The organism is Brassicibacter mesophilus, assembly GCF_050433385.1.
In the GTDB taxonomy this organism is placed as follows: Bacteria; Bacillota; Clostridia; order Tissierellales; family Proteiniboraceae; genus Brassicibacter; species Brassicibacter mesophilus.
The window spans coordinates 45,637-72,471 of record NZ_JBNPXI010000002.1; the positions used below are offsets into that span (position 1 = coordinate 45,637).

Sequence of the window (26,835 nt, forward strand, 5' to 3'; positions counted from 1 at the left end):
TAAAACAGCAGATATCATATGAAATGTCATCATAAATGATAATAAGTTTTTTTAAAATACCATATCTATTTAATAAGCATTATTACTACTTTTATATTAAAACTAGGTAAAACTATAAAACATAATAAGAAATGGAACAGGAAAAGAAAGAGGATGGCGGTAATGGCGTATCCTGATTGTGATGGAGATTCTTTTATTTTCTAAAAAATTAAGGGGTTGATACACAGCTAACTGTTAAGTTAGTTGTGCAACAACCTCCTAAATAGAGTGGCTTACCACTCTATCACTAAAATATTCTTACTTCAGGCATTCCCTCATTGTAATCTGAGTACTGTAAATGTTGGATAAGCCATTTTTCATTTTTTCTCACTAAAACTCCTGAGAATCTCATTGGTACAATAATGGTTTCTCCTTTTTCAATATGGTAAATATATTCTATAGTGTCATAAAGAGCTGTCAATAGCTTTTGTTTTGGTGACTCCTCGGAATTAAATGTATATTCATTTGAATTATTAATCCATTCAAGTATTTTTTTATCAGGTGCAATTCTTTTTAAAAATGCTTTCGTAGTAAAATAAGCAACATCACCACTAACAGATATTAATGCGTTATCTACATTAAAGTTAAAGTCCCCCCAGTATTTCCAATCTGATTCAACAATTCCTTTAGCAGCATCAACACCAAAGCAAAGCTCACCTGCATCTGTTCCTATCACTAGTAGATCCTCATTTAAAAGAAAAACTTCTTTCATATATTTATCAACATAATTTACATCCCTATTTATATATCCATCTTGAAATACCTGAAGTGTTTTTCTTACTTCTTCATACGCTTCATTTGAATTTACTTTAGGCATTTCAAATATATGTTTATCATAGGTTTTATCATTTAATCTATATGGCCATGTCTCTGAATCAAAGGAGAACTGCATTTGATGAAATTTCCAAGTATCATTTTCCTTTATAAGTACGCAAGTAAACCTAAAAGGCCATGTATAATTTTCACCATATTCTGCTTGTCTTAATGTATTAGCCATCTTGCTTGCTACTTTAAGTGCACTTGTCTTACACTTTTTTTCTCCACCTAAGATTTCTTTTACTTTCTCAATAGTATCTTTAATGTGTTTATCTTCAGGTATTGTATTTTTAATAATTCCAATTGAAACAACCCAAGCTACATTTTCATTTGCAAAAACCTTAGCTTCTTCAAATTTGAAATTTATATCTTTCCAGTAGTTATTCTCATTAGCCAGATGAGAATTTATAAGTGTTTTTATATCATCAGTATTAAAACACCACTGTTCCATGCTACTTCCAAATACTACAAGTCCATCCTTTGAAGAAAATACTTTATTTACATAATTATTGATCTTTCTCATATCTTTTTCCTTGTACAATTCTTGTAAACCTCCAAGAACTTCTTTTACTTCATTGATTGAATTTATATTTTTATATCTTTCCATAATTAATTCCTCCAAATTATTTTTTTGATTTTCATTACATGCCTTCATATTTCTTACTGCAATACAAAAAAGGACTGCCGATAAAATTACCTTATCTACAGTCCTTTTTATTAATATAGAGGTAGAGAACAATTTAAATAAAGGTTATAATTGTTTTTCTCATAACTCTATATTAAATTAGAAAATAAAAAAGCTGTACCACAAAGACAGTACAGCACTATTTCCCAAATAAAACAATTAGGATTTCCTTAAAAGGACTGTAAATGTTGTTGTTCTTAATTTTAAATCTAAAAGGTTAAATTTACCCACAACAAAAAAAGCTAACTAAAAAGTAACTTTGCAAATTAAGCGGATAACAAGTCGTGAATAAAAATCACACTTAAAAAATTATTTAGTTTAACATACATACCTTTGTTGTATCTGTAGTATATGTTTTTATAACTAAATTTCAGATTTAAAATTATAACAACCTCATCATCATTTCAGCAATCCTCCAAAAATCATTTGTTCGATATAAACTACACTGTATAATTTAACATAATTTAACACTATTGTCAATGTGTTAATAATAGTTCATTAAAGGTATTGGAAATTCCTCAATAATATCATTTGATGTAATAGATAAACAAACAGATCATAGGGTTCTTCTATCCTTAACAGAAACAGTATCCATGAGACTAAGAGACTCAAGATGCTTATGTCAGTTAGTTTCCGTAAGTATAAAAAACAGTGGATTTAACTCCTACACACATCAAAAAAAGCTTAATTATGCCACAGATTGTACCAAAGAGATATACGAAGTTGCAAAAACACTATTTAACGAAGCATGGCAGGGTGAGCCTATCAGGCACTTTGGCGTGAGAGTCTCAGAGCTGTGCTCAAATGAGTTTCATCAAAAATCATTATTTGAAGATAAAAACAACGAAAAGAACAGAGCGTTAGATGCAGTAAAAGATAAAAAATCTAAGATAATATCTTGGTCTTCAAATACTAATAGCCTAAAAAATTAATAAATAATACAATTTAGAAGGAATTTATTAGGTTTTGTTGAAACTTAAACTTGAGATAAAAACAGGAGTGATTTTATGTGTATATATAGTGTTATAAATATAGATATGATTAATTCAAGAAAATTACATAATAGATCAAGTATGCAATCTGCTATTAAAAATTATGTACAAACAGTGAATATGCAAGAACAAGAACATCTTTTGGCTCCGATAACCTTTACATTAGGTGACGAGTGGCAAATTGTTTTAAAAGATTCTTCTGATAGCTATAGATTCATTGAAAAATTTCAGGTGTTTCTTAAGAAACATGGAATTGACATTTATGCAGGGATTGGAATAGGAACATTGAGTACTAATATTTATGAAGATACAAGGCTCATGGATGGAGATTGCTTCATTAAAGCTAGAGAAGCCTTAAATATAGTGAAAGATAAGAATAGATTTTATAATGAGAACTTAAATAGCAAAGAGAATAATGTTTATTTCAAAGCAAATGAGATCTTTATAAGAAAACAATTAGATTGGAGAAGTGACGATAGTGAAGTAACTTCTTTAAAAGAAGTTGCTGTTGCAAGAGATGTAACTACTGCATTTGAATGCTGTAGAGGGGTTAGCGATTACAATAATGAATTATCTATAAATAGAATTATCAATGCATTAATTGAGAATACAGAAGTATTGAAAAAGAGAATTACTAATAAACAAGCAGAAATGATAGAGCTTTATCGGCAAGAAGGTTCATATGGTAATATGATAAGAAAAAGACCTGAAATATCAAAGGCAAGTATAAGTCAAAAAATAAATGATTCAAACTATTTTCTTATAGAAAGTAATAAAGCTATAATAGAGAAGCTTTTTAAACTGTATTGTGAAATTAGGAAGGACAACTAAGATGAGGTTTAGAGTTCTATTATTACTAATTCTTGGCCATTTAATAGGAGATTTCATTTTACAATTCAAATATATTCTTAATAAAAGATTTAGCAACAACAAAATAGATGTTTTGTTTGGTAATTTGATACATAGCTTAATACATCTAGCTTTAGTTTTTGTGTTTCTGCTATTTTACTTATTGCTAGATAGTTTTTTTGAAATTTCAAGGTATCTTAAGACCTGTGTTTTACTAGTATTCTTTCATTTCTGCATAGACACAATAAAATCATTCCTTGTTTTAAGGTATCCTTCTTTTGACAATAACATTTTTATATTTATTTTAGACCAAGTAGCTCATATTATAGTGATAGTTTTGGTATTGTTTAAGTTTGATATTAATGACATTTTAACAAAGGCATCAATTTTTATTGATGCATATCCTAGCAATATAAATATATTTGATAAATATCTAATAATATCTATAATAGTATTATTAACTACATGCGTAACTGGTATTTTCATTAAAAAGTTCATTAACTATGTTCTCTTTAAAAATGCTACAACTTTTATAAACAGAGGAAATATAATTGTGAAATCCAATGACAATATTACGGGTATTAATAATGGTGGCTATATTATTGGTATATTAGAAAGAATCATAATACTACTCGGCATGGCGATTATGCAGCCAGGAATAGCAGGATTTGTTCTTACAACAAAATCAATTGCCAGATTTAAAAAATTAGATAACAACAGTTTTGTAGAATACTTTATAATAGGGACCTTTCTCAGCTTTATTTCTGCTATAATTGGAGGAATAATTATTTATTCTTTAAATATCATTCCAGTCATCAAATAAGATAACCATAGGTGAATCCATAGACTTAGCTAATTCTATTGCTTTTCTTGCTCTATAGAATGATGGGCCGTCTAGTTGATTTACTGTCAATTCAAAATTATGAATACAAACATCACCTATTCCAATTCCTATATAGAATTTTATGCCTGGAATATTCTCTTTGAAAAAATTTATTATTTTGAAGTAATCGCACGGGTATTTTAATAACCCTTGCCATTCATCTCCAATAGTAATAAGAAAAGGTGATATTATTAAATCTTTAAATATTCTGTTTGTTTCTTTTAGCATGTCAATAATCTTATATTGTATTTCTTCTCTATTTTTGATTTTTCTCGATGATCTAATGTCGCATATTATTGTACAATAGGCCATATTATCCTCCTATCTACAAAGTTAAGTAAAAAACCTTAACTAATATGGAGTTAAGATTAGAATATTAACTGACAAGGAGTTAAGGTTTTAAGCTTAATCTGTATAATAAAAAATTATCTGTATTATTTCCACATAAAACTATTTTAGACAAAAAATATTATAATATTAATTCAGATACTTAATAATATGAAAATTAAACATATATTGTGAATATAACATAGCTATAATTAATAGAAACTTCAAAAACAATTAGTCTGGTCAAAATTATGCAATATTATAGCAAAGAATAGTATCTCTAATGTCACTTATAAGGTATACAGTTATATACATATAGATGAAACAAGTTCTATAAATATATAAATTAGTATAATCATGCCAAATAATGATAGTCATTTCCATGATTATACATCCTTAAAAACCGCAAAAAGCTTATAGTGTTTTAGAGTTTTATTTCCTCGTTAATTAACTATTTAAAATGGAGAAACAGAGAAGAAATAAAGGGTATAGTAGATGGATATTTTTACGTCTGAGGAAACATATCAAGGACTTAAGTATGTGTGGTTGTGTTGACAGATTAGATAACAGCTGTTTTTTTTAGGGGTTGAGAAGCATAATAAATCATATGATGATGGATTTGCAAATAACTTACCATGTGTTATAATTTTGGTTATAGATAAAGCATTGTGGAGGTGGCGACTTGGCACAGCAATATACCAGAAAAATGATTCGCGATGTATTCATCAAGATGCTGAATGAGCGTCCACTTAACAAAATCACAGTTAAGGATATTGTTAGAGCATGTGGGGTCAATAGAAATACTTTTTATTATTACTACACAGATGTATATGCAATTCTGTCAGAGATCTTCCAAACAGAACTTCAGACAGCTATTGATGAATATAATGATACACTCTCCTGGGAAGAGGGCTTCCTTGTGGCTACTAAATTTGCTTCAGAAAACAGAACAGCTATTTATCATGTGTATGATTCCATGCAGAGAGAAGAATTAGAGAACTATATATACAATGTATCAGGAACTGTCATGATCCGATATGTTGAAAAAGTAAACGATGGTATCTCAGCCTCTTCGGAAGACAAAAAACTAATTGCTTCCTTTTATCAGTGTGCCCTCACTGAAATGGTACTACGCTGGATTGCTTCCAGAATGAAGGAAGACCCTGATACTATCATCAGACGAATCGGGCAGCTTTTTGATGGAAACATTGCCCTATCCCTTAAGCGAAGTGCTAGTTTAAATGATTCCTGATAAAAAAAGGAATCTCTGATTGCTTTTTTATCAGATATTTTAATCTTAATGCCTAAAAATTGACAAAAGATTAGACAAATTAACTGCGGTGTTCGAAATTCGAACACCGCAGTTAATTTGTCTAATGCAAAAGACATAAAAAAGCGATATTATAAGTTTAAATAAATCTTACAAACTAGCAAGTATTCACAAAGTTAAAGGAGGATTTATTACATCGCTATGTTGGCACACTAATAGAGTGAACATAAAAAAACTCTAAATATAATAGTCGGATTTAGAAGGCTATAAAAAATTAAGAAAGAGGGAGATAGTAATGAAATTAAAAACACATGATGATAGACTTACTCTTACAAATGGAAGTTATCATGCTTTAGTAAATGCAAGAAAGCCTAAAGGAATTGAAGATAAAAAAGCTTATTTAATTGGTACTGGAATTGGAGCTTTGGCCGCTGGTTGTTTTTTAATTCGTGATGCTCACATGGATGGTAGTAAGATTACTTTTCTAGAACAATTAGATATTCCAGGGGGATCATTAGATGGTCAAGTTCGTCAGAATATGGGGTATGTAGCACGTGGTGGACGTGAAATGGGACATCATTTTGAGGTTTTATGGGGCTTATTTAGTTCATTACCATCTACAGAAGATCCTAATATGACTGTTTTAGATCATTTTTATTATACAAACTACGATGATCCAAACTTTAGCAATTGTCGTATCACTAAAAACCAAGGTGAGCGTTATGACAATGGAAAGTTCAATTTGGGTCAAGACTTAGCAAAAGAATTGGCTGCTTTTGTAAATATACCAGATGAAGAACTTGAAGATAAAACTATAGAAGATATTTTTTCTGAAGAACTTTTAAACACTGATTTCTGGACATATTGGAGAACAATGTTCGCTTTTGAGAATTGGCATAGTGCTTTAGAGATGAAATTATATATGAATCGTTTCATCCACCATGTTGGAGGTTTACCAAATCTTTCAGCTTTACAGTTTTCAAGACATGATCAATACACTTCATTTGTAAAACCTATGGTTAAATATTTGGAAGACCATGGTGCTAAATTTGAATATGGAGTTACTGTTGACAACGTTGAGTTTTCAATTTCAGATGATAAAAAGGTTGCAAAGAAAATAGTTGCAACAGATAAAAATGGAAAAGATATTTCTATTGACTTAACAGAAAATGATTTAGTATTTATCACGAATGGTTCTATGACTGAAGGTTCTGGATATGGTGATGACAATACTCCTGCTCCATTTAACAAGAAACCAGAGGGATGCTGGAAGTTGTGGAGAAATATAGCGGCTCAATCAGATGAATTTGGAAATCCAGATAAATTCTGTACAGATCCAGAAAAGTCTAATTGGGAGTCTTGTACAGTAACTTGTCATAATGAACGTGTTCCTGAGTACATTGAAAAGATTACAAAACGTTCACCATATGGTGGATGCACTGTAACCGGCGGTATAGTTACAGCTGTTGACTCTTCATGGTTGATGAGTTGGACAATAAACCGTCAAGAACAATATTATGGACAACCAGAAAAAGATGTTGCTGTTTGGGTATATGGGTTGTTCTCTGATGTTCCTGGAGACTACATTAAAAAACCTATGAGAGATTGTACTGGTAAGGAAATTACAAAAGAATGGTTATACCATATAGGTGTTCCTACAGATCAAATCGAAGAATTAGCAGAATCATGTACAGCAGTTCCTGTTATGATGCCATTTATCACATCTATGTTTATGCCTCGTGCAGCTGGGGATCGTCCATATGTTGTACCCAAGAATGCAGTAAACTTTGCTTTCCTTGGACAATTTGCTGAAACATTGGATGATCCAGGACGTGATACTGTATTTACTATTGAATACTCAGGACGTACAGCCATGGAAGCAGTATATGTTTTAACCGGGGTTGAAAAAGGAGTTCCTGAGGTATATGCTTCAAGATATGATATCCGCTATTTATTAAATGCAGGTACAATGTTACTAGATGGCGAAAAACCAAAACTTGATTTACCTCCATTGGCTAAACGTAAAATTTTAAAACAAGTAGCAGGAACAGACATTGAAGAGTTATTGAAAGAACATGGAATAATTTAATGACATCTAGTATTAGATAATTTGATTAAAATCCCGAGTTTAAAAAAATCGGGATTTTAATTTATATATATTTATTACTCATATTACTACTTAATATATTGTTAATATAATAGAACATCATACAAAGGAGGAAACTTCTGTGAAAGAACAAACTAATCTTAAGCAAGCTTATATTCCTACTATAGAAGAAATGCAAAGTTGGTATGAAGATGATTTACGTAGGGAAGCCTTAAAATCATCGGAATATGATAATAGTAAAAAAATAGAAGAACAAGGATTATTTTTTAAGGCTTTTAGAAAATATAAAGTAAGGGACAAAAAATTTCCTTATGATTCTAAAAAAAATAATATTTATTACGAAAAATATAGAGTATATGTAGAAGAAGAAACAGCAAATAAAGGTAAAAAAATACATGAAATTGAAAATTTAATTGAATATGAAAAATTTTTTCTTCGTTGGGAAAGAAAGGTCAATAGTGAGGAGAATAATTACGGTCATTTTGGTAGTAATTCAGCTACAAGATATCGAGTTGATTGCATAGAAAAATTGGAAAAAGAGTTAGAGAAACTCTTAGAAAACTCTCCGGAGGCATGGGAATTTTATTATAAACGTCAATTGATAAGTGACATAGACACCCAACACCAACAGCGTTTGGTAACCGTCCCTTATGTAGTTAAAGCAAAACAAAAAGTAATTGATTCGTTGAATTTAGGTGTTCCTGTATATATTGTAGGACACTTAGGAAGTGGGAAAACACAATTAGCAACTGAAGCAGCTTTAGATTTTACTATTCAAAATAAAATACAAAGTGAATTGAAAGACAAAATGGAGGATTGGTTTTCTGCAAATACCAACGCGACAGAAAAAGATGCTATTCAAAAATTTAGTAAATTTAATGAAGAAAGAAAGCTTTACTATAAAAATATTTTAACTAATGGAAGTAAAGAGGAAATAGAATCTTTACAGCCATTGTTTATATCTGGTTCACATAATTTAACTTATGAAGATATGTTTGTAGAGAAAACTTTGTCTCTTAAACACAGTTTTTCCCGAGGTTCTTATGCGGATTATCTGAATATGATTATAGAAGATTTTTATGAGTGGATGGATGAGCATAAAGCAAGACTAGAGCAGATGACTGATGAAGAGCAGTTGCAGCTTAAGATTCAAATATGGAAAAGCTTCTCTGACTTATTGGTAGCAAGTAATAGTGCTTTTGGAACTGAAATCAAAAAAATAGAAAGAGAAATTTTGATTGCGGTAAAAGAAGGTCGTCCTGTAATAGTAGACGAATTAAATACTATTGCTATGCAAAACTTAATTGCTTTAAATGATATCTTGCAGCGTCATGCGGGAAATACAGCATATATTACAGGAGTTGGTCCTGTTTTGATTAAACCTGGATTTGGATTCATTGGTACAGGAAACCTTTCAACTCAAATGGTCAATTATGAAGGAACAAATGAGTTAAATCCAGCCTTTAAATCGCGCTTCGTAACGATTGAATACAATTATGTACCTCAAAAGATAACGGGTTCGCTAGAAGACCAAGAGTTTCCAGAAAAAAATGAGCTTTTTAGAGTAATAATAGCACAATTAGCTGATAAAAATGGTAATATTCACATTCCTGATTCAAAAAGGACACTAGAAGAATTATTTCGATTTTCTCAGTTGTGTAGGGTAACTCAGAACGTTTTTATGGGTAGGTGGAAAGATAAGGAAGTTCAAAAAGATTCTGGAATGGATGAACTAGAGTTGAGAGAATCTGTATTATCAATTCGTAATATTTTGCACGTTTTAGATAATTGGAATCAAGGTGAAGAAAAAGATTTGAGCAAAGCTTTGTGGGATGGTTTTATTAGTTCAATCACTTATCCTGACGATCAAAACTATATCCTATCACAAGCGGTGCGTTTTGGATTTTTTCCTATAGGAGAAGGATGGAATATTGAGACGAAAGGGATAGGAGAAGCAACTACAACATATGAAGAAATTCGTACTCGACCATATCACTATGTTCGCTCATCAATAGATATTTTAAGTCATTTAGATGTAGTTCATTTGTTATTTGGGAAAGGAACTCTTAGAAAAAATTTGCCAAAAGTACTGAAAGAAAATTTTGAAGCTGATATTGATGATTCATCACGAATTGATATGAAAAAATATCAAAAACTAGACCAACAATTATCTCATTTAGAGCATTCAAAAGATCTACTTGAATATATAGAAGATAATGGAGAAGAAAAATGAAAATGAACTTGTCAGTAGACGGAAAGGATTTTAAGAGTCAAGTTAAAGATCTAAGAAAAAAACTGAATGAATGCCAAATGAATGGAATTTTGTATGATGGTTTTGAAGAACAATTAGACAAACTTTTAAAAGTAGAAGAAGAGTTATTGACTGATTTAATTCCATATTATCGAGTTTATGCAAATGATATTAAGAAGACTTCAATGAGGATAAATCCCATAAAACAATTAGGAACTTTTAGTTTTGATAGTTTTTTACAAACTACATTGAGGATTAATAAAAATCTTTTTATTACAAGTAGTATAGATAGAAAAGTTCAATTTTTTTATATAGATATTCCAGATGATTTTTCTGATCATAATCAAATTGAAGGAGAGTGGAGTCCTCCTATTAAAGAAATAAAAGAGACAATTTTGTTTATATATAAATTAAATGATAAAGAAATTTTGCTTTGTGGGGTCAGAGGAGGATACTACCTGCTTTCAACCAATAATTTTGATAAACTGCCTAATGCTAATGGACAGATTAAAGTTAAAAGGATTCAGACAGATCATGATTTTAATGGATTTGGAAGGTGTTTAGCAATTAATGATGGTTTATTTGTAATGGAAAATGGAGATGAAAAGCTAAATTTATGTGAAATAATAAAACAAAAAGATGAATACCATTTGGTTTTTCATAGAGATATATATTGCACTATTCTAAATTGGACTGCATTGGAAAAAATAAATGACGATTATTTTGTAGTTGGAACGAAGACGGGACAATTATATTTTATCAAATATGAGAAGAGACAATTTACTATTGCAGAAAAAATTGATTTTTTAAATGATGAAATAAGGGGAATTAGATGCTTAGAGGGTGAAAATGGTAATAAAAATTCTCTTATGGTGATAGGAAATAAAGGGAATCTTAAGATAATTTTTTTAGATGAAAATTCAAAAACCATAAAAATAGAATTGAATAATTTAAAAGGTAATTTGTTTGATGTTCAGTCTAAAAAAGGAACAGCTGTAGTTTTAAGTGAAGATGGAATCATATACTTACTTGAAGAGAATTTTGGGAATTGGTATCTAAATGAAGAGGCGGCGATAAAAGATATCTTTTTTACTAATGTCCTTAAATTAGATATTTCAAAATATTTACTCATGGATATAGAAGGTAAATTAAATCTGTTAGACATTGATCGAATTGATACACCAAAAGACTTGTGGGATCTGCCACTGTATCACTAGGAGGGGATGAGTATATTTGACTTTGATGAACAAACTCTAATTGAAGAGTCTAAAAAACATTGTGATGAATTTTTGCAAAAAGAACAACGCTCATTAGCCACATTTACAGGAGATTCTAGTTTAATGTATATTCCTAATTCAAAACTACAAAGATTTCTATTAGATCCTTCCAAAGGAGTATTGTACTTGCCATTAGAAAGTTTTTTGGACGGAAAATTAGATGAAAATCAAATTATGTGGCATATCTACTATGAACTAGCCTTATACTCTGATTGGAAGAAGCAAACTAAAAAATATCTGAGTAGAAAAAAAGATTGGCAGAAAGAAATTGATCGGATGACAAGTTATATTCTAGCTAGAATAAAAAAAGAAGGACTGGAAAATGATCCTGCATATCAGCCTAAAATTATTTCGAATTATGTAAGAAAAGAAATCCTTGATTTGCTACATATATTGGATAAGCAGACATCATTTCTGAGAGTTTTGCAAATGTGTCCTATATACAGGGATGAAGAAAATTTTGAAAAAATTGTTTCATATATGAAACAAAGAGGCAAGACCGCGGAGTCGATTTCTCAACTACCTAGACATAAAGCTTTTGCAAATAGTTTCTTAATTATTGAATTATATAAAAAAGTGCCTATAATAGAAGAATGCATGGAAAATCCCTTTGATAAGAAAATTTTCAAGCAGCCTTTTTTTGACTTTATTCATTATCAATTAGTTAGACAGATAAATAATGATGAAGGAATTATAGAAAGAGATTCATTTACTCGTTCTTTTATTTTTCCAGTTTTTAATGAATTATGGAAAGAAGAAATTGATGAAATGTTATTTTATAAATCAAAAGAACAGAAAGAAGAGCAAGTCAAAAGAAGTGAAAATCCTTTTGAACAATCTAAAGCAGATGAGATACCAGATTCATTGGAATCTACACAAGAAGAGGTAGAAAAAATTCTAGAAGAAATGCTAGATCATCAAGACCAAATAAGTACGAGTGTACAAAATATTATGCAAGGTAAGGTAGATTTAGAGCCTTATGGGATTAGCCAAACAGATCAACAATTCTTTCAATATTATTCAAATAAAATGAAATCAGAAAGAGAACAAATGCGTCAATTCTGGAAGAGGTTGATAGGAGATGCGAATAAAGAAGTAAGTGTAAAAAAAGATAGTCAAATAAAGGGAAAATTAGATATAGATAGCCTTATTAAATTTTATCCAGATTTTGTAGAAGCCGAAAAAAAGGGGAATTATAAAAATCTCCCTATTTTTAATAGATACTTACTAGAGACTCAAACAGATATATTGCCTGAAAGAATAGAGATTTCTTTTGTGATAGACAATTCAGGATCAATGAATGCGTCCAAAATTGAAGCAGCAAGAAAAGCTTTGGCAGTGACCTTGCTGTCAATAGATGATTTTAATCGATATCTGAAAAGCAATGCAGAACAATTAAATCAAAAAATAGAAGTCCTAACCGAAACTTGGTTTTTTGGCAATAAATATTATAATGTTAAAGAATTTAATGATAAGAATGTGAAGGAAAAAAGCGATATAATTCGCTCAATCGTAAAGCTAGATGCAACAGATGGAGCAACTGACGATGCAAGTTGCCTTAGAGAAATATCCGATAGAATTACGCCAATACAGGAAAACGAACTCAAAAAAGGAATACAAATAAAGATAGTCTTCGAAATTACAGACGGTGCATCAAGTTTTCCAGGATTGGCAAAAGAAGTTGTACAAGAATTATTATCTAAAAATGTTGAAATCTATGCATTCCAAATAGGAAAAAATAGCGAAGCAGATGAAAAAATCTTTAACTTCGTATGGAATGAAGGATATAAGCAACCACGCGGAGTAATGATTGGTGAACAAGTAGAAAAACTACCACAAGAACTGTTAAAAGAAGTAGGAAAAAATATGCAGTCTATTTTTAATAAAGGATTAGTACATTGAAATGATATGTCAAAACAATTTTTGGTTATGTAAATAATTTTGGGAAATCCCATTTTTAAAATAATAACTGGTTAGTATAAAAAAACTTGGATCTAGAGTAGTTGTCCACTTAAAGTGGAATATAGGACTAAAACTACATTTGGCAGTGAAACATAAAATATAACAACCAGGGTCGGCTACTCCAAAGGGATAATACATTTCACAACCATTCGACCAGAATCTTTATTTTAGGATGTTCGAGCACCTCCATATTTCTGACTAACATTAACTTAGTTCATTTAGCAAGATCAGTAAAATATACACTTGCCTTTGGATTTTCTTTAAACTGTGCCACTCTTTTGCTTGAAGTATTTTTACTAAACCAAATTTTATTAAGACCTTAAGTTTCAATTTTTATCATAGCCTTAATGTTTGGAAATCCATATTCTTCATTTTTAATTGTTTTAAATTATTGTTAAAGAAATATTGGTTGAAACTAAAACCAAGGTTTTATTGATATAGGTTGGATAATGTGTTAAAATTTATATGTTTAGCGCTAATAATAGCACAAGTGAGTCCTTTTGGTTGTGCTGGGCCTATATACTTAACCATAATAAATTAAAGGAGGGCTGAAAGCTTATGCTTAATCCTATCGTTATCGTTGCATAGCAAAGGCTATTGCAACAAACAAAATTTAATTAATAAAACTAGCCTTTGCTATTCCTAATAAGAGTATTATTTTAGGAGGGCAAAATGAGCTATAAAAAAGCAAATGAAATCTTCCCTACTGAATTACTTGAATTAGTGCAGTTATATGTAGATGGAGAATACATTTACATTCCAAGAAAATCGAGTAATAAAAAAGAATGGGGAACCGAAACTACTACTCGTAACGAGTTAAGAATTAGAAACAGGCAAATTTACCAAGATTACCAACGTGGATGCGATTTGGAATATTTGTCTCAGAAATATTATTTGTCTTTGAAAAGTATTCAAAGAATTATATTACAAGGTAAAAAGAAGCAAGATTGAGATGAGCCGGTATAGTTTTTATGACTATATTGGCTCATTTTCTTTTACCAAATATGTTTAAGGTAGAACCTTTTTCTAGTGAATGCTATTATAAAAGTGGTTATTTTATTGTGATATAGAAAAAGGAGGATAAGTATGGACGGTTATAAGGAATGGGCTCAAAATTTCAGCATGGAATGGCTTAGTGAATTATTGAATAGCGTTGAAAAGAATTGCTCTCAAGAAAAATGTGCATTGCTTTTAGATCGATGTGGTGCATGTCATTATAAATCAATGGAGGACATGCTAGAAAAATATGTTGGAGATTTGCAAGGATTCATTAATTTCATGGCAAAAGAACATGGACAAATTATTACATATGATGAGACTAATAATATAATTCTTGTTGACGAGAACAAAAACTATTGCGTATGTCCAATAACACAATGCATGAATGGTAAAAAAGTGTCTCCAGTTCTTTGTCATTGTTCCGCAAGTATGACACAAAAAATGATTTCAAAGATTACTGGTAAGGAAGCAAAAAGTCGGGTTGTCACTTCTATTTTAAGAGGAGATAAATCCTGTGTGTATGAGATTAAACTCTAATAAAGAAAAGGAGCATTATTCCAGCACTGCATCAGAAATATGATATCAAGTCTACACAAGACATTCGAGATGTTTTGAAATACCTTTTAAGTGATACTATTATCATTTTATGGTGTTACTCAGAATCGTACAATAAGTAACAGAGACTTTCTTTAAAGATGTTGATATGACTGGTTTTAAGGGAGATAATAGTATTCTAAATTGTATCATGTCCTAAAAAAATACAATACTGTATAAAGATGCACTGTATGCTATTGTAAGAATAACTAGGAATGAGAAACTGGCAATAGAGGAAGTGAGAGGAGATTATTAAAATATAACATCAAATGATATAGAAATATTGAATAGTACGTGGAATTCTGGCCTCATTTTTATTTATGAAATAAGAATGAGGTTTTATGTAGTATATAGAGCTGTTAAAATATATATAGAAAAAAGATTGGAGGAATTTTTATGACAATAGATATTTTTAATGCATAGCAGAGGCTATTGCATTAATTGTAAAAAGTTTGATGGAATAGCCTTTGCAAGTCCTAAAAAATAAATAACTAGGAGGAGCAAAATGAGCTATTTAAAAAAATATCAATGGGAATTAATCCCTGATAGTTTACCAATAGTAAAGAGAAGTTGTCCTAAATGTAATGAAAAAACGAACTATATAAATAGTGAAAAATTTAGAATAAATGCAAATAAAAATAACATTGATATTTGGTTAATTTATAAATGTGAGAAATGTAAATCAACTTGGAATATGACGATATATGAAAGAATAAAGCCTTGTAATATTAGTAAACATGAGTATGATAGATTTCTTTCCAATGACAGAGAATTAGCCAGAGAATATGCCTTTAATTTAGGCATATATAGTAAGAATAAAGCTGAAGTTATTCTAGAACATATAAACTATACATTAGTTCAAAGAAAATTAGAAACATACTATATAAGAGAAAATGAATTTGTTATTGAACTTGTTTGCAAGTATCCAATAGAATTGAGAGTCGATAAGCTTTTAAGTGATATACTTGGAATTTCAAGGAGCAAAATAAAAAGTATGCATAAAAAAGGAGTAGTATTTATTGAAGATGATAAAAATTCATTAAATATAAAAGCAAGGGATGGAATGGAGATACATGTTTTAAAGACAATAGATAGTATTGAAGTTTTAGAGGCTATAATATGAGCCTCTTTTTTCTTGTACAACGAAAACCCCCTGGTTCTACCTGGGGGTTTCAAAAAGCTTTAGCTATGAGTTGAAAAAGCAACCTTATCCTGCTATGTCATCATTTTTTCCAGAGGGTACACAAGCATTGGAAGAAATTTGTTGTTTCATAAAAAATGAGCACATCAACGATTTAAATTGAAAATATATCAAAAACCGCCAATATAACGATAAGATGAACTGTACCATAAAGGATGTAAACTTCCTCATGAAGTATTAGTATGATTAATATTTAACGGGAATAAGGTCTAAAAATAGTAGCTATCCGATTGCACCTGAGGCTACTATTCATTATATTTTTTCTATAAACAGCACTAATTAAGTACATATAATTGAAACGAGAGGTAGCGAAAAAATATTGGATAAAATACTAGATTTCAAAGGTTGTATTAGACAAAGATTCATAATAATTTCCCCATTTAGCAGTGAAACATAAAATGCAATAATCAGGGTCGGTTACTCCAAGAGGATAATACATTTCACAACCATCCGACCAGAATCTTTGTTTTATTTCAGGATATTCTAGCACCTCCATATTTCCAACCAGCATTAACCCAGTCCATTTATCGAAATCAGTAAAATATACACTTGCCTTTGGATTTACTCTAAATTGTGCCACTCTTTTGCTTGAAGTATTTGTACTAAACCAAATTTTATTAATACCTTCAGTTTCGATTTTTATCATAGCCTTAATATTTGGAAATCCATCTTCTCCATTTGATCCTACCATAGCAAATTTACAACTATTCATTAGATCTAATGACTTATTTATAATATTTTCGTTATTCAATTTAATTTCCTCCTATTTTAAAAAAATTTCTAATATCAGGTATTTAAAGCATTTATTTCTTAATTTTGTATACATAATGATAAAAGTTTGATTTTAATTCATCAATTAATTGGTTACTGAATAAAGTATCGTTTATGTATTTATTACAAACTAAATACAAGTTTTTTCTCTGATACCAATCTAGTATATATTCAGGGTTATTTTTATCAAAAACTCTTTTATATTTGTTACCTTCAATAACAAATACATTCTGCTTAGAAGAAAAAGATATTATTTTTTAAAATTTTTCAAAGGAGGCATCAATACTTTCCCTAAATAGTTCCATGGTATGTGAGTCAGCAGAAAAAAACCTTAAAATATTTTCAACTTTCATTGAGCATATGATTATTCGTCTTTCTTAAAATTATCTTCGGATTGAGAAATATTTTGATAAATTCGTTCAAGATAAGCTTCAAACGTATCAATCTCATCTTCAGTAAATCCTTTATAAAATAAATCTAGCATATCCTTAGAAACTTTTTTATAAGCATCTTTAAGTTTTTCATTTTTAGATATAAGCTTTACTATTGTCTTACGACGATCATCTGTAGAGGGAATTCGCTGTATATGACCTGAAGTTTCAAGTCTTTCGAGCATGCGAGTAAGAGTTGACTTTTCTAGTGATGTTTTTTTTGATAATTCTTGGATTGAAATTCCATCATTTTGCCATAGCACAAAGATTATTCTACCTTGTGCTGAATTTATTTCGTTAAGATCATGGTCTTTAAGCTTTTTAGTGAAAATACGCCCTGCCAATTGATGTATTTTAGAAACTAAAAAGCCACCTTGTCTCCTTTGTATCATAAATCCTCCTTTATTGATTTAAATATACTAAACACTTAGAATGGTTGTATATACAACTAATTATTTATCTCAATTATATGTGTGCATGCAGTTAATGTCAATAGTATTGTGTGAATCAGTTCTTATAATTGTTTGTAGAGTATAGATAGAATAAAATAAGGATTTAGCTTAATATTAAATGTCACAAGGGGGCAGGTACCTTGTCCCATGAAAAAATAATATACTGCAGATGAGGTGGTACATATATCAAGACAAGCCCTGGAAAAAAGCAGCAGCGGGATATAGCATATCATGATTCGAAGAATAAACAGATAAAACCTATTTGAAGAGGATGAAGGTCGTCAGGAATTTATTGAGATCCTTCATTACTATAAAACTGTTAGTGAATATGTGGTTTACGAGTACTATTTCATGGACAATCACGTCCATATGCTGATTCAGGAGAAAGAGGGGTCAATATTCAATGCAATAAAGTGGGCTGGCAACAGTTATGTCTATTGGTTTAATAAAAATGTCAGTGACAGGGACACCTATTTCAAGAACGATTTAAGAGTAAAGCCGTAGAAACAGATGCATATTTTCTTTCAGTTCTAATATGACTAAAAGAAAGAATTATTTTATGGATAAGTAAAAATAGAAATTGGTCAGTGATGACGTTTTGATAAAGTACAAGTCAAATCATTTTATAAAAATTTTAGAAAAAGCAGAGTAGCTAACAAACTTTGATATGGATTTATATTTTAAATTTTTGAGAAGATGACATCGGTTAAAGGAAAGAAGATTATTGCAGCTTTTTTAGATGGGACAGAAGTTAAATGTAAAATTAAATAAATAATTGATATGCCAGTTAAGATAAGCTTGCCTAAATCGTTTTTTTTTTTGATTATTTTAAAAGCATTAGAAAATTTTAGTCGGGTAAAATAAATTGTAAGTCACTTATAAAAATTTAAAAATCTACATTATGTATTGACAAATCGTATAAAATTCATTATAATTCAATTAGTAATTTAGTAATTTAGTAATTTAGTAATTTAGTAAAATAAACGGAGGTAATAAAATGAAAATACCAACTACTTTGAAGCACAAACCAGTTATTGTGTCTGAAAACTATGAAAATGTTGATGGCAGATATGCTTATAAAACAGATGCTAAAGGACTCTCATTAGGATTAGCACAGTGGAATGATAGAGGAAAGGTAGACATTTCAGCTAAAGTTTGGAGACATACTGGAGATAAATGGTCAAGACAGTCAGAAGAATTACCTCTCCATCGAGTACTTGATCTAGCAATTCTTGTTTGTAGAGCTAAACTACACTTTCAAGAAGCTTATAGGTATGAAAACTTATACGATATAGAAAATCCCGTCATAGATAGAGTAGGATTACAAGGAGATGCAATGACAGTGGCTGTATGTACTGACAATGAAAAAATTAAAGAGGATATTAAGTTATTTAGTCAAGCACTTAGTGATGATGGAGAACTGATTGGAGAACGCTTACAAACTCTATCACGGATATTAAAGGAAATGGGGTATTAATTAATGGATAGAAGAAAAGAACTTAAAGAATTATATAGGAATATGAAACCGGATATGGGTATATTTACTATTAAATCTAATTTAAATAATAAGTGTCATATAGAAGGGTCTCAAAATTTGAAAGGTACCATAAATCGCGCCAAGTTTCGGCTAAACTTCGGTAACTATTCTAACAAAGAGCTTCAAAATGAATGGAAAGAAAATGGTGAAGAAAGTTTTACAATCGAGATACTTGAGAATCTAAAATACGATAAAGATGAATCAAAAACCGATTACAGTGAGGACTTAGCAATATTAAAGATGATTTGGGAAGAGAAGTTATCTAAACAAGGCATAGAATTTTATAAAAAATAGCTTTACTTTCATCGAAACTAGTTAAAGTTATTTCATGATATATATGTAAATTGAAAGTAGAAAAGGAGAATAGTATTATGAATGTTGTAATAGAAAATATTATTACAAGAAGAAGTATACGAAATTATCGTAGAGAACAGATATCTGCTGAAGATTTAAATGCAATTCTTATGTCAGGTAGTTATGCTCCTAATGGGATGGGCACTCAGAGTTGGAAGTTTACAGCGATTCAGAATCCAGAAACAATACGGAAAGTAAATGAATCACTTCGTCAAACGCTTCTTTCTATTCCAGTTGTTGCTGAAACTCACCCATATATTGTTAGCTTAATTGAAAAGGCTAAGGAGGAAAGTGCGAATTTTTTATACAATGCCCCTACATTTGTAATTGTTTCGCACTTAAAAGATAATGGAAACGCTATGCCGGACTCTGCATTGGCAATAGGCAACATGATGCTGGCTGCTCACTCCCTTGGAATTGGCTCCTGCTGGCTGAATCAGTTGCCAGGATTAACTCATATGCCAATAATAAGAGAACTATTAACAGAATTAGATATCCCTGAGAATCACATTGTATATGGTTCGGTTGTTTTTGGATATCAGGAAGATGAACCAAAACCTGCGGCACCTCGTAAGGATATTATAAACATTATATAGTGGTTTAAGATATTTCCCATAGATGCAATAATAGAAAATAACGTGAAGTAATAACATTTGAACTAAAATTTTCGGAGCTACATAGTGAAAATTATTATCTTTATCGAGTATTTGACTTTTAAAGAGAAGGTAGTATATATAGTTAATGGTGATTTTTCTTAAAAGCTTTAGCTAAAAATTCAACAATATGTTGTAAATGAAATTAATATTGATGATAGGCCAGAGTAGTTAGCATATTACTCACTAAAGTATGTAAACAGTCGTGTATGATACAATATCTCAGAAGAATTAATGAATAGATAAGTTTATATCAACCAACATTGTAGTAGTATCTAGACCATAAATAGCGGCGGTTTTTCCAAAAAGGCTTGATATTAATAGTATTAGAATGATTAAAACAATATAATAAATTGAAAGAATTCCCCAAAGGAGGGTATACCTTTGAGGAAAACACAAGAATGCAAAACAATTTAATTTACATGAAACTATTCTTTTGCAAAACATAAATGACTATGAAGATGTAGCGTGGGCTAGTGTTACCACTAAACAGTTTCATTTTCCACAATCCTTGTCAAGGGCTCAATCATTGAAGACTTTATTTTATTTGAGTAAAGTTCTTTTCTTATAGGAGGAAATTTACTCATTAGTATTAATATAGAATTCATTATTCTAGTCTTATAATTTTTTTGTGGAAAATCATATATATTAAGTGCCTTATAAGCCTTATGATCAGCCATAAATGGAAATCTTATCTTTCCCCATATTTCATCTCTAAATATCTTCATACCTGCTACACCAAGAAAAGTGGCAGGTTTGATATAATTTACAGTTGATAGTTTAATAAGGTTGTATGAGAAAGCATGTAATTGTTTATCGATTTCTATACTGCTATCATACTCGTCAGTTATGAAACCAACTAAATTGGATCTTTGCCATTGAGTATAGGATTCTAATATCTGTCTTAAATTAGGTATTTGATTTAAAGCACCAGCTATTATAAACCCCACTTGTTTACCTGAAAGTGATGGAGTGTGAGTATTAAAAAATCCTCTGTCAAAGAATCTTTTCCATATAGAAGATAAATATCTGTATTTAATAGTACCAGCAAAAACTATTATATCCGCAGTTTTTAATTTACTATTATAAAAGTTAATAAAATCATCTTTACCAGTATAAGCACATTCATAGTTATAACCACATTTTAAGCATCCTACGCAGCTTCCTTTCGTGTTTATATCTTGAAGATTGACTAACTCTATACTTTGGGAAAATGAACTTCTAAATTTATATATCATGTTTTTTAAATTAATATTTTCTAAAGAATCAGCTACAACAACTATTTTTTTGTTTAAAACATCTATTTTATTATTTGTAAATTCAGGAATATATGATATCGGATAATATTTTACTGGGCTATAGTTTTTTAAAGTAATTACTTCATTTTCTATTGCATCAAAATAGTTTTGGGCAAATTTTAATAGATTATTTCTTATTTCTTCTTTCTCTAAATCGTACATGTGTAGTGAAAAATAATCTACATAATTCATATTTAAATCATCGCAAATAGAATTCATGTAATTTATTGCAGTATGGTCAAAAAAGTGAATTGATGTAGCTAGAACTGAAGTATATTTTTCTTTAAAAGCATCTACAACATTTCTTTCAAAAATTAATTCTATAAATTTCTGATAATTTGAATGAACAGTAAATACGTAAAGAGGAAATGCCCAGATAACCCCATCACTAGATTTAACATCACTAATTATACTGTGAAAAGCTACTTTATCCCTTTCTATTTGATTAATTCTTTGAGAAATATTAATTATTTTAAATTCATGATGCTTAAATTTTTTTTGAATATAGTTTATGTATTGCATAGTAACGCTGTTATCACCTTTAGGACTTCCATTTAAAACTACTATTTTCATTTAAATCATCTCCCTTACTTATTTTATTAAAAGCTTAGTAGATCTTGTTTTTAATAATTTGGCGAAGCTTCTTAAGGTATATTTATTGCGAGAAATGTTGACGCTGTAAACATTAATTTGATTATATAACACTAAGTTTACATTGTCAACATTTGATGATATAATTTTCGTTAGAAAATAGTTTAGAATATATACCATGCTTAGGGAGGTATGCAGTTGTGGATAGAGAAAAATATCATCATGGTGATTTAAAACAGAAACTAATACATAATGGATTGTTATTGTTAAATAAAAAGGGTATTGAGGGATTCTCATTAAGAAAAGTTGCAAGTATGTGTGGAGTAAGCCATAGTGCACCCTATAAACATTTTAAAGATAAGGATGAACTTATCAATGAAATAATTAGAGAGGTTTGGAAAAAATTCCATATAGCACTATTAGAGGTAACTGAGCTATATCCTAATAAACCTAAATTACAAGTTGTTGAAATGGGGAAAGCATATGTGAAGTTTATGATGGAAAATCCAGAGTACCTAAAGTTAATGTTTTTATCAGATAATACATATCCTATTAGAATTGATGATGATAAATTTTATAGCGATAAAGATAGTGCATTTGGAGTTTTTAAAGATAGTTCGGAAAGGTATTTTAAGGAAATAGATTTAAATAAAAATTTATATATGCAAAAGACATTAACAATGTGGAGTATGGTTCATGGAATAGCAATACTAATTATTAAAAAGAGTATTGAATATAAAGGAGATTATTTAGTGCTAGTTGAAAGAATGATTGAAACTAGTATTTAATAGTGTTCAATTCTGTGATTTATCTCATATTTAGTAAAAAAACACCGTTGCAAATAGTACGGTAAACCCTACCATGAATAGCTACAGTTTTTTATCATATGATAAAACAGTACAATTATGAATATGCTACTTAGTAGGTTAAGACTATATTACTTTTAAGGAGACAATTATATGAAAATATCACATGAATGCATTTATTGTCTTGCTAGACAAGCAGTAGAAATAGCTGAAGAAGTTACAAGCAATGTATCAATGCAAGAAGAAATAATAAAAAGATCTTTGAAAGAATTATCAGAAATGGATTTCAATGAAACAGCACCTGAGATAGCTTTTAGGATGCATCAACATGCTAAGAATATTACTGGTATTAATGATCCATATATAAGATTGAAAGAACAGTACAATGAAATTGCTAAAGAGATTTATGAGAGAATTATTGAGGAAAAATGGCTAGATAAGGCAGAAGATCGATTCGACATGGCTTGTAGGTTAGCTATTGCAGGAAATATTATAGATTTTTCAGTTGGACTAAAGCTAGAGAATTCAGATATTGTTAAGTCAGTTGAAGACAGTATTAAACATGATATTTTTGGTACTGGAACAGCTGCTCTACGAGAAGCAGTAAAAAAGTCAAAGAACGTTATGTATATTGCTGACAACTCTGGTGAAATTATATTTGATAAGTTCCTATTAGAGAATCTTCCAGTAGATAAGGTTACTTATGTAGTAAAGGGAGGTCCAATAGTTAATGATGCAACTATGCACGATGCAATAAGTACTGGTGTTGTAGACTTAGTAAAAGTTATTGACAATGGACATTCTTCACAAGGAACGATATTAAAAGATTGTTCAAGTTCATTTAAGAGTGAATTTGGTAAAGCAGATATTATTATAAGTAAAGGACAAGCAAATTTTGAAACATTGAGTGATATTAAAGATAAGACTATATTCTATCTTTTGCGAGCAAAATGCAGTTCTGTTGCTGCTGCTATTGGATGCAGACAAATGGATTATGTGCTTACAAGTTACTAGAATAAATTTTTTAATTAGATGCTCTAGAAATATGGTGTCAGGCATAGCATTTATCACTTACTTTGTAGCCGCAATACTTATAGTATGTGGAACTGTACCATAAATAGACGCAGTTTTTTAGAAAGTCTACTAAAGAGAATAATAAACTATATATAGTTAGAAAATGGTGGGAAAAAGTGAAAGATAAACTGTCAATTGGCGAATTTGCGAAACTAATAAATATTACTACTGAAACATTAAGATACTATGATAGAATAAATTTACTTAAACCAATTAAAATAGATCCTAAAACTGGATATAGATACTATTCTATTTTACAGTACGAAAAATTAGGAACGATTAAAGAACTTCGCCAGCTAGGAATGAGTATTGATGAAATTAAGAAGTACTTTAATAATAGAAATTTAAAGCAGTCCGTTAATATATTAAAAGATAAACATGATGAACTTATAAAGAAAATAAAAGAATTACAAAAATTAGAAAAGAGTATTAAAGAAAAGATAAAACATCTACAAGATATTTCTCAAGTATCAGATTTTGAAAGAACCGTTATTAAAGAAATTGAAGAAAGAGAAATTGTTACCTATGACAAATCCATAAAAAATGAAATTGATTTAAATTACGCATACCTTGAATTAGAGAACACATTAAAAGAAATAGCGCCTATCGTTGCAAGTAATCGATATGGAGCAATTATAAAACAAGAGGACATAGGGTTGAAAAAGTACCAAGAATCAGTTGTTATATTTCTTTTCATCAAAGATAAAGAGAATATTGATGAAAATCATATTAAAAAGATTCATAAAGGGACTTATGCTTGCATGTATTACAAAGGAAATATTTGGGATATAGAAGTTCATTTTAAAAAAATGATTGAATATATTAAGAAAGAGGGATATAGAGTATATGGTGATATTCTTCAAATTGTTCAAATAGACATTAGTGTTACAGATAAAAAGGAAGAAGAATTATTCGAAATACAAATACCTATAAAAAAATATTGACTTTTGTGTAACACAAAAGTTTATAATCTACTCTATAAAAATAAAACATATTCACGATATGATTACTGTATGTTTTGTTATTTTTGGGAGGTAGATTAAATGAATGAAAACATATTAGGAACAGAAAAAATATATAAATTGTTTATAAGATATTCAATCCCAGCAATAATTTCTATGGTAATAGCAGGTGCACAAACCATAATAGATGGAATATTTTTAGGGAATTTTGTTGGCAAAAATGCACTGGCTAGTGTAAACATAGTACAACCATTTATGCAAGTTATAATGGGTTTTAGTATGATTATAAGTGTAGGTTCTCTAAGTTTTATAGGGAGAAGTTTGGGAGAAGGTAAAAAAGAAGAAGCACAAAATGCATTTAAAACAGCTCTTATACTTATTACAATAATATCTTTAGCTATATTATTAATTGGAAGGTTATTTAATGAAGAAATTGCAGTATTATTAGGTGCAAACAAAGTATTATTAGAAGGTGTATCAATATATATTAGGACTATAGCTATATTTGCACCATTAATGTCTTTAATGTTTCTATTTGGATTTATCAATAGGGTAGTAGGAAAGCCAGAATTATATTTAAAAAGTATGATTTTAAGTGTAATTGTTAATGTAAGTTTAGATTTCATATTTATAAAACAATTAAATTTAGGAGTAGGGGGAGCAGCATTTGCTACAGGGACAGCATATGGAGCAGCATTTTTTATAGTTATACGTCCCATGCTAAATAAAAAGAATATAGTAAATATATTTCGAGGGAAATTTGATAAATCAGTAATAATACCTATGGCATACAATGGCTCATCAGAAGGAGTTACTGCAATCGCAACGGGTACAACTGCATATTTGTTTAATATTACTTTTATGAAAATAGCTGGGGAAGCTGGTGTTGCAGCATTTACAACAATAAATTATATATCTCAATTTGGAATACTTATTATGTTTGGTATATCAGATGGAATAGCACCTATACTTAGCTATAACTATGGATATAAAAAGCATGATAGATTAAATGATACATTAAAGTTAGCTTCAAAGGTAAATTTAGTTGTTGGAGCAATATTGTTCATTGTATTGTTTGTATTTGGAAAACAACTTATTTCATTATTTGCAGGTGGAAATAATGAGGTTTTAAACTTAGCTGTAAGCGGATCAAGGATATATTCATTTACCTTTTTACTGTGTGGATTTAATATAATCAATTCAGGATATTTTACAGCAATAGGAGAAGCTACTGGATCTATTATAATCTCGGCAAGTAGGGGGATTGTATTTATAATTTTAGGGATAAAAATACTTCCCATGATTATAGGAATGACTGGCGTATGGCTTACAGTACCATTTGCTGAATGTATGACATTTATTATAGGGATGTATATATTTAAAAAAAATAATAATTTATGTATAGAAGTAGTTTAAAATTCTTATCCATCCTCAAATGATGTTAAAATATTACCGAAGGTGAAGGCAGCAGATATAAAAGCTAAGCAGATTGCTGTGAGAATATATACTTCTCACAAAGCTTAATCAATTCTGTCCAGTAAGCTGGCCTATGAGGTGATTGCTTAGCTCAGATGCAACTAGACTTAAAATAATCGTCTAGAAGCCTCTTATAGTCCAGTTTCTGGATTTTTCAAAAATAGGTTTTTGTTCTACT

The 26,835-nt window shown here is 29.7% G+C and carries 23 protein-coding genes and 1 pseudogene; 19 read left to right on the plus strand and 5 right to left on the minus strand.

Annotated elements, in window-relative coordinates; all coding sequences use genetic code 11:
* Positions 1-286: 286 nt before the first annotated feature.
* Positions 287-1,462 carry a nuclear transport factor 2 family protein gene (locus tag HNR33_RS02665; RefSeq protein WP_429079698.1) on the minus strand — a complete coding sequence of 392 codons (1,176 nt, stop codon included), beginning with the start codon at positions 1,460-1,462 and terminating at the stop codon, positions 287-289.
* A 584-nt stretch (positions 1,463-2,046) separates the two neighbouring features.
* Between HNR33_RS02665 and HNR33_RS02670 the strand changes: the two genes are divergently transcribed.
* The 3 genes from HNR33_RS02670 to HNR33_RS02680 all read left to right on the plus strand — a co-directional run bounded on the left by HNR33_RS02670 (position 2,047) and on the right by HNR33_RS02680 (position 4,204).
* Complete coding sequence (locus HNR33_RS02670; RefSeq protein WP_429080693.1) at positions 2,047-2,472, plus strand: DinB/UmuC family translesion DNA polymerase; 426 nt, start codon at positions 2,047-2,049, stop codon at positions 2,470-2,472.
* A 75-nt stretch (positions 2,473-2,547) separates the two neighbouring features.
* Positions 2,548-3,363: a SatD family protein gene (locus HNR33_RS02675; protein WP_429079700.1), complete on the plus strand. Its 816-nt coding sequence runs from the start codon at positions 2,548-2,550 to the stop codon at positions 3,361-3,363.
* A gap of 1 nt (position 3,364) precedes the next feature.
* On the plus strand, positions 3,365-4,204 hold the full coding sequence (locus HNR33_RS02680; RefSeq protein ID WP_429079703.1) for a DUF3307 domain-containing protein: 840 nt from the start codon (positions 3,365-3,367) through the stop codon (positions 4,202-4,204).
* On the opposite strand, the gene HNR33_RS02685 is transcribed toward HNR33_RS02680, so the two are convergent.
* A complete protein-coding gene (locus tag HNR33_RS02685; protein WP_429079705.1) occupies positions 4,178-4,576 on the minus strand; it encodes a SatD family protein in 399 nt (132 codons plus the stop codon). The genes HNR33_RS02680 and HNR33_RS02685 overlap by 27 nt on opposite strands.
* A gap of 697 nt (positions 4,577-5,273) precedes the next feature.
* Between HNR33_RS02685 and HNR33_RS02690 the strand changes: the two genes are divergently transcribed.
* The 8 genes from HNR33_RS02690 (at position 5,274) to HNR33_RS02730 (ending at position 16,174) form a co-directional block, all read left to right on the plus strand.
* Positions 5,274-5,843, plus strand: coding sequence for a TetR/AcrR family transcriptional regulator (locus HNR33_RS02690; RefSeq protein ID WP_429079708.1), 570 nt, complete (start codon positions 5,274-5,276; stop codon positions 5,841-5,843).
* Positions 5,844-6,156: 313 nt separating this feature from the next.
* Positions 6,157-7,950 carry an oleate hydratase gene (locus tag HNR33_RS02695; protein WP_429079710.1) on the plus strand — a complete coding sequence of 598 codons (1,794 nt, stop codon included), beginning with the start codon at positions 6,157-6,159 and terminating at the stop codon, positions 7,948-7,950.
* 139 nt (positions 7,951-8,089) lie between these two features.
* On the plus strand, positions 8,090-10,201 hold the full coding sequence (locus HNR33_RS02700) for a P-loop NTPase family protein (RefSeq protein WP_429079712.1): 2,112 nt from the start codon (positions 8,090-8,092) through the stop codon (positions 10,199-10,201).
* Positions 10,198-11,436: a hypothetical protein gene (locus HNR33_RS02705; RefSeq protein ID WP_429079715.1), complete on the plus strand. Its 1,239-nt coding sequence runs from the start codon at positions 10,198-10,200 to the stop codon at positions 11,434-11,436. Before HNR33_RS02700 ends, HNR33_RS02705 begins: the two co-directional genes overlap by 4 nt.
* 6 nt (positions 11,437-11,442) lie before the next feature.
* Positions 11,443-13,398: a vWA domain-containing protein gene (locus tag HNR33_RS02710; RefSeq protein WP_429079717.1), complete on the plus strand. Its 1,956-nt coding sequence runs from the start codon at positions 11,443-11,445 to the stop codon at positions 13,396-13,398.
* A 732-nt stretch (positions 13,399-14,130) separates the two neighbouring features.
* Entirely contained in the window at positions 14,131-14,409 is a 279-nt protein-coding gene (locus tag HNR33_RS02720) for a CD3324 family protein (protein WP_429079720.1), read from the plus strand.
* A 135-nt stretch (positions 14,410-14,544) separates the two neighbouring features.
* Complete coding sequence (locus tag HNR33_RS02725) at positions 14,545-14,994, plus strand: hypothetical protein (RefSeq protein WP_429079723.1); 450 nt, start codon at positions 14,545-14,547, stop codon at positions 14,992-14,994.
* A gap of 562 nt (positions 14,995-15,556) precedes the next feature.
* A complete protein-coding gene (locus HNR33_RS02730; RefSeq protein WP_429079725.1) occupies positions 15,557-16,174 on the plus strand; it encodes a DUF1062 domain-containing protein in 618 nt (205 codons plus the stop codon).
* A gap of 409 nt (positions 16,175-16,583) precedes the next feature.
* Here HNR33_RS02730 and HNR33_RS02735 read toward each other — a convergent pair whose 3' ends face one another.
* Together HNR33_RS02735 and HNR33_RS02740 are read right to left on the minus strand one after the other, a co-directional pair.
* Positions 16,584-17,003, minus strand: coding sequence for a pyridoxamine 5'-phosphate oxidase family protein (locus HNR33_RS02735; protein WP_429079728.1), 420 nt, complete (start codon positions 17,001-17,003; stop codon positions 16,584-16,586).
* Between the two features lie 384 nt (positions 17,004-17,387).
* Positions 17,388-17,846, minus strand: coding sequence for a MarR family winged helix-turn-helix transcriptional regulator (locus HNR33_RS02740; protein WP_429079731.1), 459 nt, complete (start codon positions 17,844-17,846; stop codon positions 17,388-17,390).
* 342 nt (positions 17,847-18,188) lie between these two features.
* Between HNR33_RS02740 and HNR33_RS02745 the strand changes: the two are divergent.
* The 4 genes and pseudogenes from HNR33_RS02745 to HNR33_RS02760 all read left to right on the plus strand — a co-directional run.
* Positions 18,189-18,410, plus strand: a pseudogene (locus HNR33_RS02745) (transposase); the annotation flags it as partial.
* Between the two features lie 493 nt (positions 18,411-18,903).
* Complete coding sequence (locus tag HNR33_RS02750; protein ID WP_429079733.1) at positions 18,904-19,383, plus strand: DUF6530 family protein; 480 nt, start codon at positions 18,904-18,906, stop codon at positions 19,381-19,383.
* A gap of 3 nt (positions 19,384-19,386) precedes the next feature.
* Positions 19,387-19,737 carry a GIY-YIG nuclease family protein gene (locus HNR33_RS02755; protein WP_429079735.1) on the plus strand — a complete coding sequence of 117 codons (351 nt, stop codon included), beginning with the start codon at positions 19,387-19,389 and terminating at the stop codon, positions 19,735-19,737.
* Positions 19,738-19,814: 77 nt separating this feature from the next.
* Positions 19,815-20,393 (plus strand): nitroreductase family protein, encoded by a 579-nt coding sequence (locus tag HNR33_RS02760; protein WP_429079738.1) that lies wholly within the window; start codon positions 19,815-19,817, stop codon positions 20,391-20,393.
* 542 nt (positions 20,394-20,935) lie between these two features.
* On the opposite strand, the gene HNR33_RS02765 is transcribed toward HNR33_RS02760, so the two are convergent.
* Entirely contained in the window at positions 20,936-22,321 is a 1,386-nt protein-coding gene (locus HNR33_RS02765; RefSeq protein ID WP_429079740.1) for an NAD(P)H-dependent oxidoreductase, read from the minus strand.
* Positions 22,322-22,539: 218 nt separating this feature from the next.
* Here HNR33_RS02765 and HNR33_RS02770 point away from each other — a divergent pair, with 218 nt between their 5' ends.
* From HNR33_RS02770 to HNR33_RS02785, 4 genes are all read left to right on the plus strand, one after another.
* Entirely contained in the window at positions 22,540-23,127 is a 588-nt protein-coding gene (locus tag HNR33_RS02770) for a TetR/AcrR family transcriptional regulator (protein ID WP_429079743.1), read from the plus strand.
* 171 nt (positions 23,128-23,298) lie between these two features.
* Complete coding sequence (locus HNR33_RS02775) at positions 23,299-24,159, plus strand: damage-control phosphatase ARMT1 family protein (RefSeq protein WP_429079744.1); 861 nt, start codon at positions 23,299-23,301, stop codon at positions 24,157-24,159.
* Between the two features lie 176 nt (positions 24,160-24,335).
* Positions 24,336-25,163, plus strand: coding sequence for a MerR family transcriptional regulator (locus HNR33_RS02780; RefSeq protein ID WP_429079747.1), 828 nt, complete (start codon positions 24,336-24,338; stop codon positions 25,161-25,163).
* 99 nt (positions 25,164-25,262) lie between these two features.
* Positions 25,263-26,597 carry an MATE family efflux transporter gene (locus HNR33_RS02785; protein ID WP_429079749.1) on the plus strand — a complete coding sequence of 445 codons (1,335 nt, stop codon included), beginning with the start codon at positions 25,263-25,265 and terminating at the stop codon, positions 26,595-26,597.
* Positions 26,598-26,835: the final 238 nt, after the last annotated feature.

Coding starts and splice junctions, on each gene's coding strand:
- HNR33_RS02665 (WP_429079698.1), bottom strand. CDS start 1,462: ATGGAAAGATATAAAAATATAAATTCAATCAATGAAGTAAAAGAAGTT.
- HNR33_RS02675 (WP_429079700.1), top strand. CDS start 2,548: ATGTGTATATATAGTGTTATAAATATAGATATGATTAATTCAAGAAAA.
- HNR33_RS02680 (WP_429079703.1), top strand. CDS start 3,365: ATGAGGTTTAGAGTTCTATTATTACTAATTCTTGGCCATTTAATAGGA.
- HNR33_RS02685 (WP_429079705.1), bottom strand. CDS start 4,576: ATGGCCTATTGTACAATAATATGCGACATTAGATCATCGAGAAAAATC.
- HNR33_RS02695 (WP_429079710.1), top strand. CDS start 6,157: ATGAAATTAAAAACACATGATGATAGACTTACTCTTACAAATGGAAGT.
- HNR33_RS02705 (WP_429079715.1), top strand. CDS start 10,198: ATGAAAATGAACTTGTCAGTAGACGGAAAGGATTTTAAGAGTCAAGTT.
- HNR33_RS02710 (WP_429079717.1), top strand. CDS start 11,443: ATGAGTATATTTGACTTTGATGAACAAACTCTAATTGAAGAGTCTAAA.
- HNR33_RS02720 (WP_429079720.1), top strand. CDS start 14,131: ATGAGCTATAAAAAAGCAAATGAAATCTTCCCTACTGAATTACTTGAA.
- HNR33_RS02725 (WP_429079723.1), top strand. CDS start 14,545: ATGGACGGTTATAAGGAATGGGCTCAAAATTTCAGCATGGAATGGCTT.
- HNR33_RS02730 (WP_429079725.1), top strand. CDS start 15,557: ATGAGCTATTTAAAAAAATATCAATGGGAATTAATCCCTGATAGTTTA.
- HNR33_RS02740 (WP_429079731.1), bottom strand. CDS start 17,846: ATGATACAAAGGAGACAAGGTGGCTTTTTAGTTTCTAAAATACATCAA.
- HNR33_RS02750 (WP_429079733.1), top strand. CDS start 18,904: ATGAAAATACCAACTACTTTGAAGCACAAACCAGTTATTGTGTCTGAA.
- HNR33_RS02755 (WP_429079735.1), top strand. CDS start 19,387: ATGGATAGAAGAAAAGAACTTAAAGAATTATATAGGAATATGAAACCG.
- HNR33_RS02760 (WP_429079738.1), top strand. CDS start 19,815: ATGAATGTTGTAATAGAAAATATTATTACAAGAAGAAGTATACGAAAT.
- HNR33_RS02765 (WP_429079740.1), bottom strand. CDS start 22,321: ATGAAAATAGTAGTTTTAAATGGAAGTCCTAAAGGTGATAACAGCGTT.
- HNR33_RS02775 (WP_429079744.1), top strand. CDS start 23,299: ATGAAAATATCACATGAATGCATTTATTGTCTTGCTAGACAAGCAGTA.
- HNR33_RS02785 (WP_429079749.1), top strand. CDS start 25,263: ATGAATGAAAACATATTAGGAACAGAAAAAATATATAAATTGTTTATA.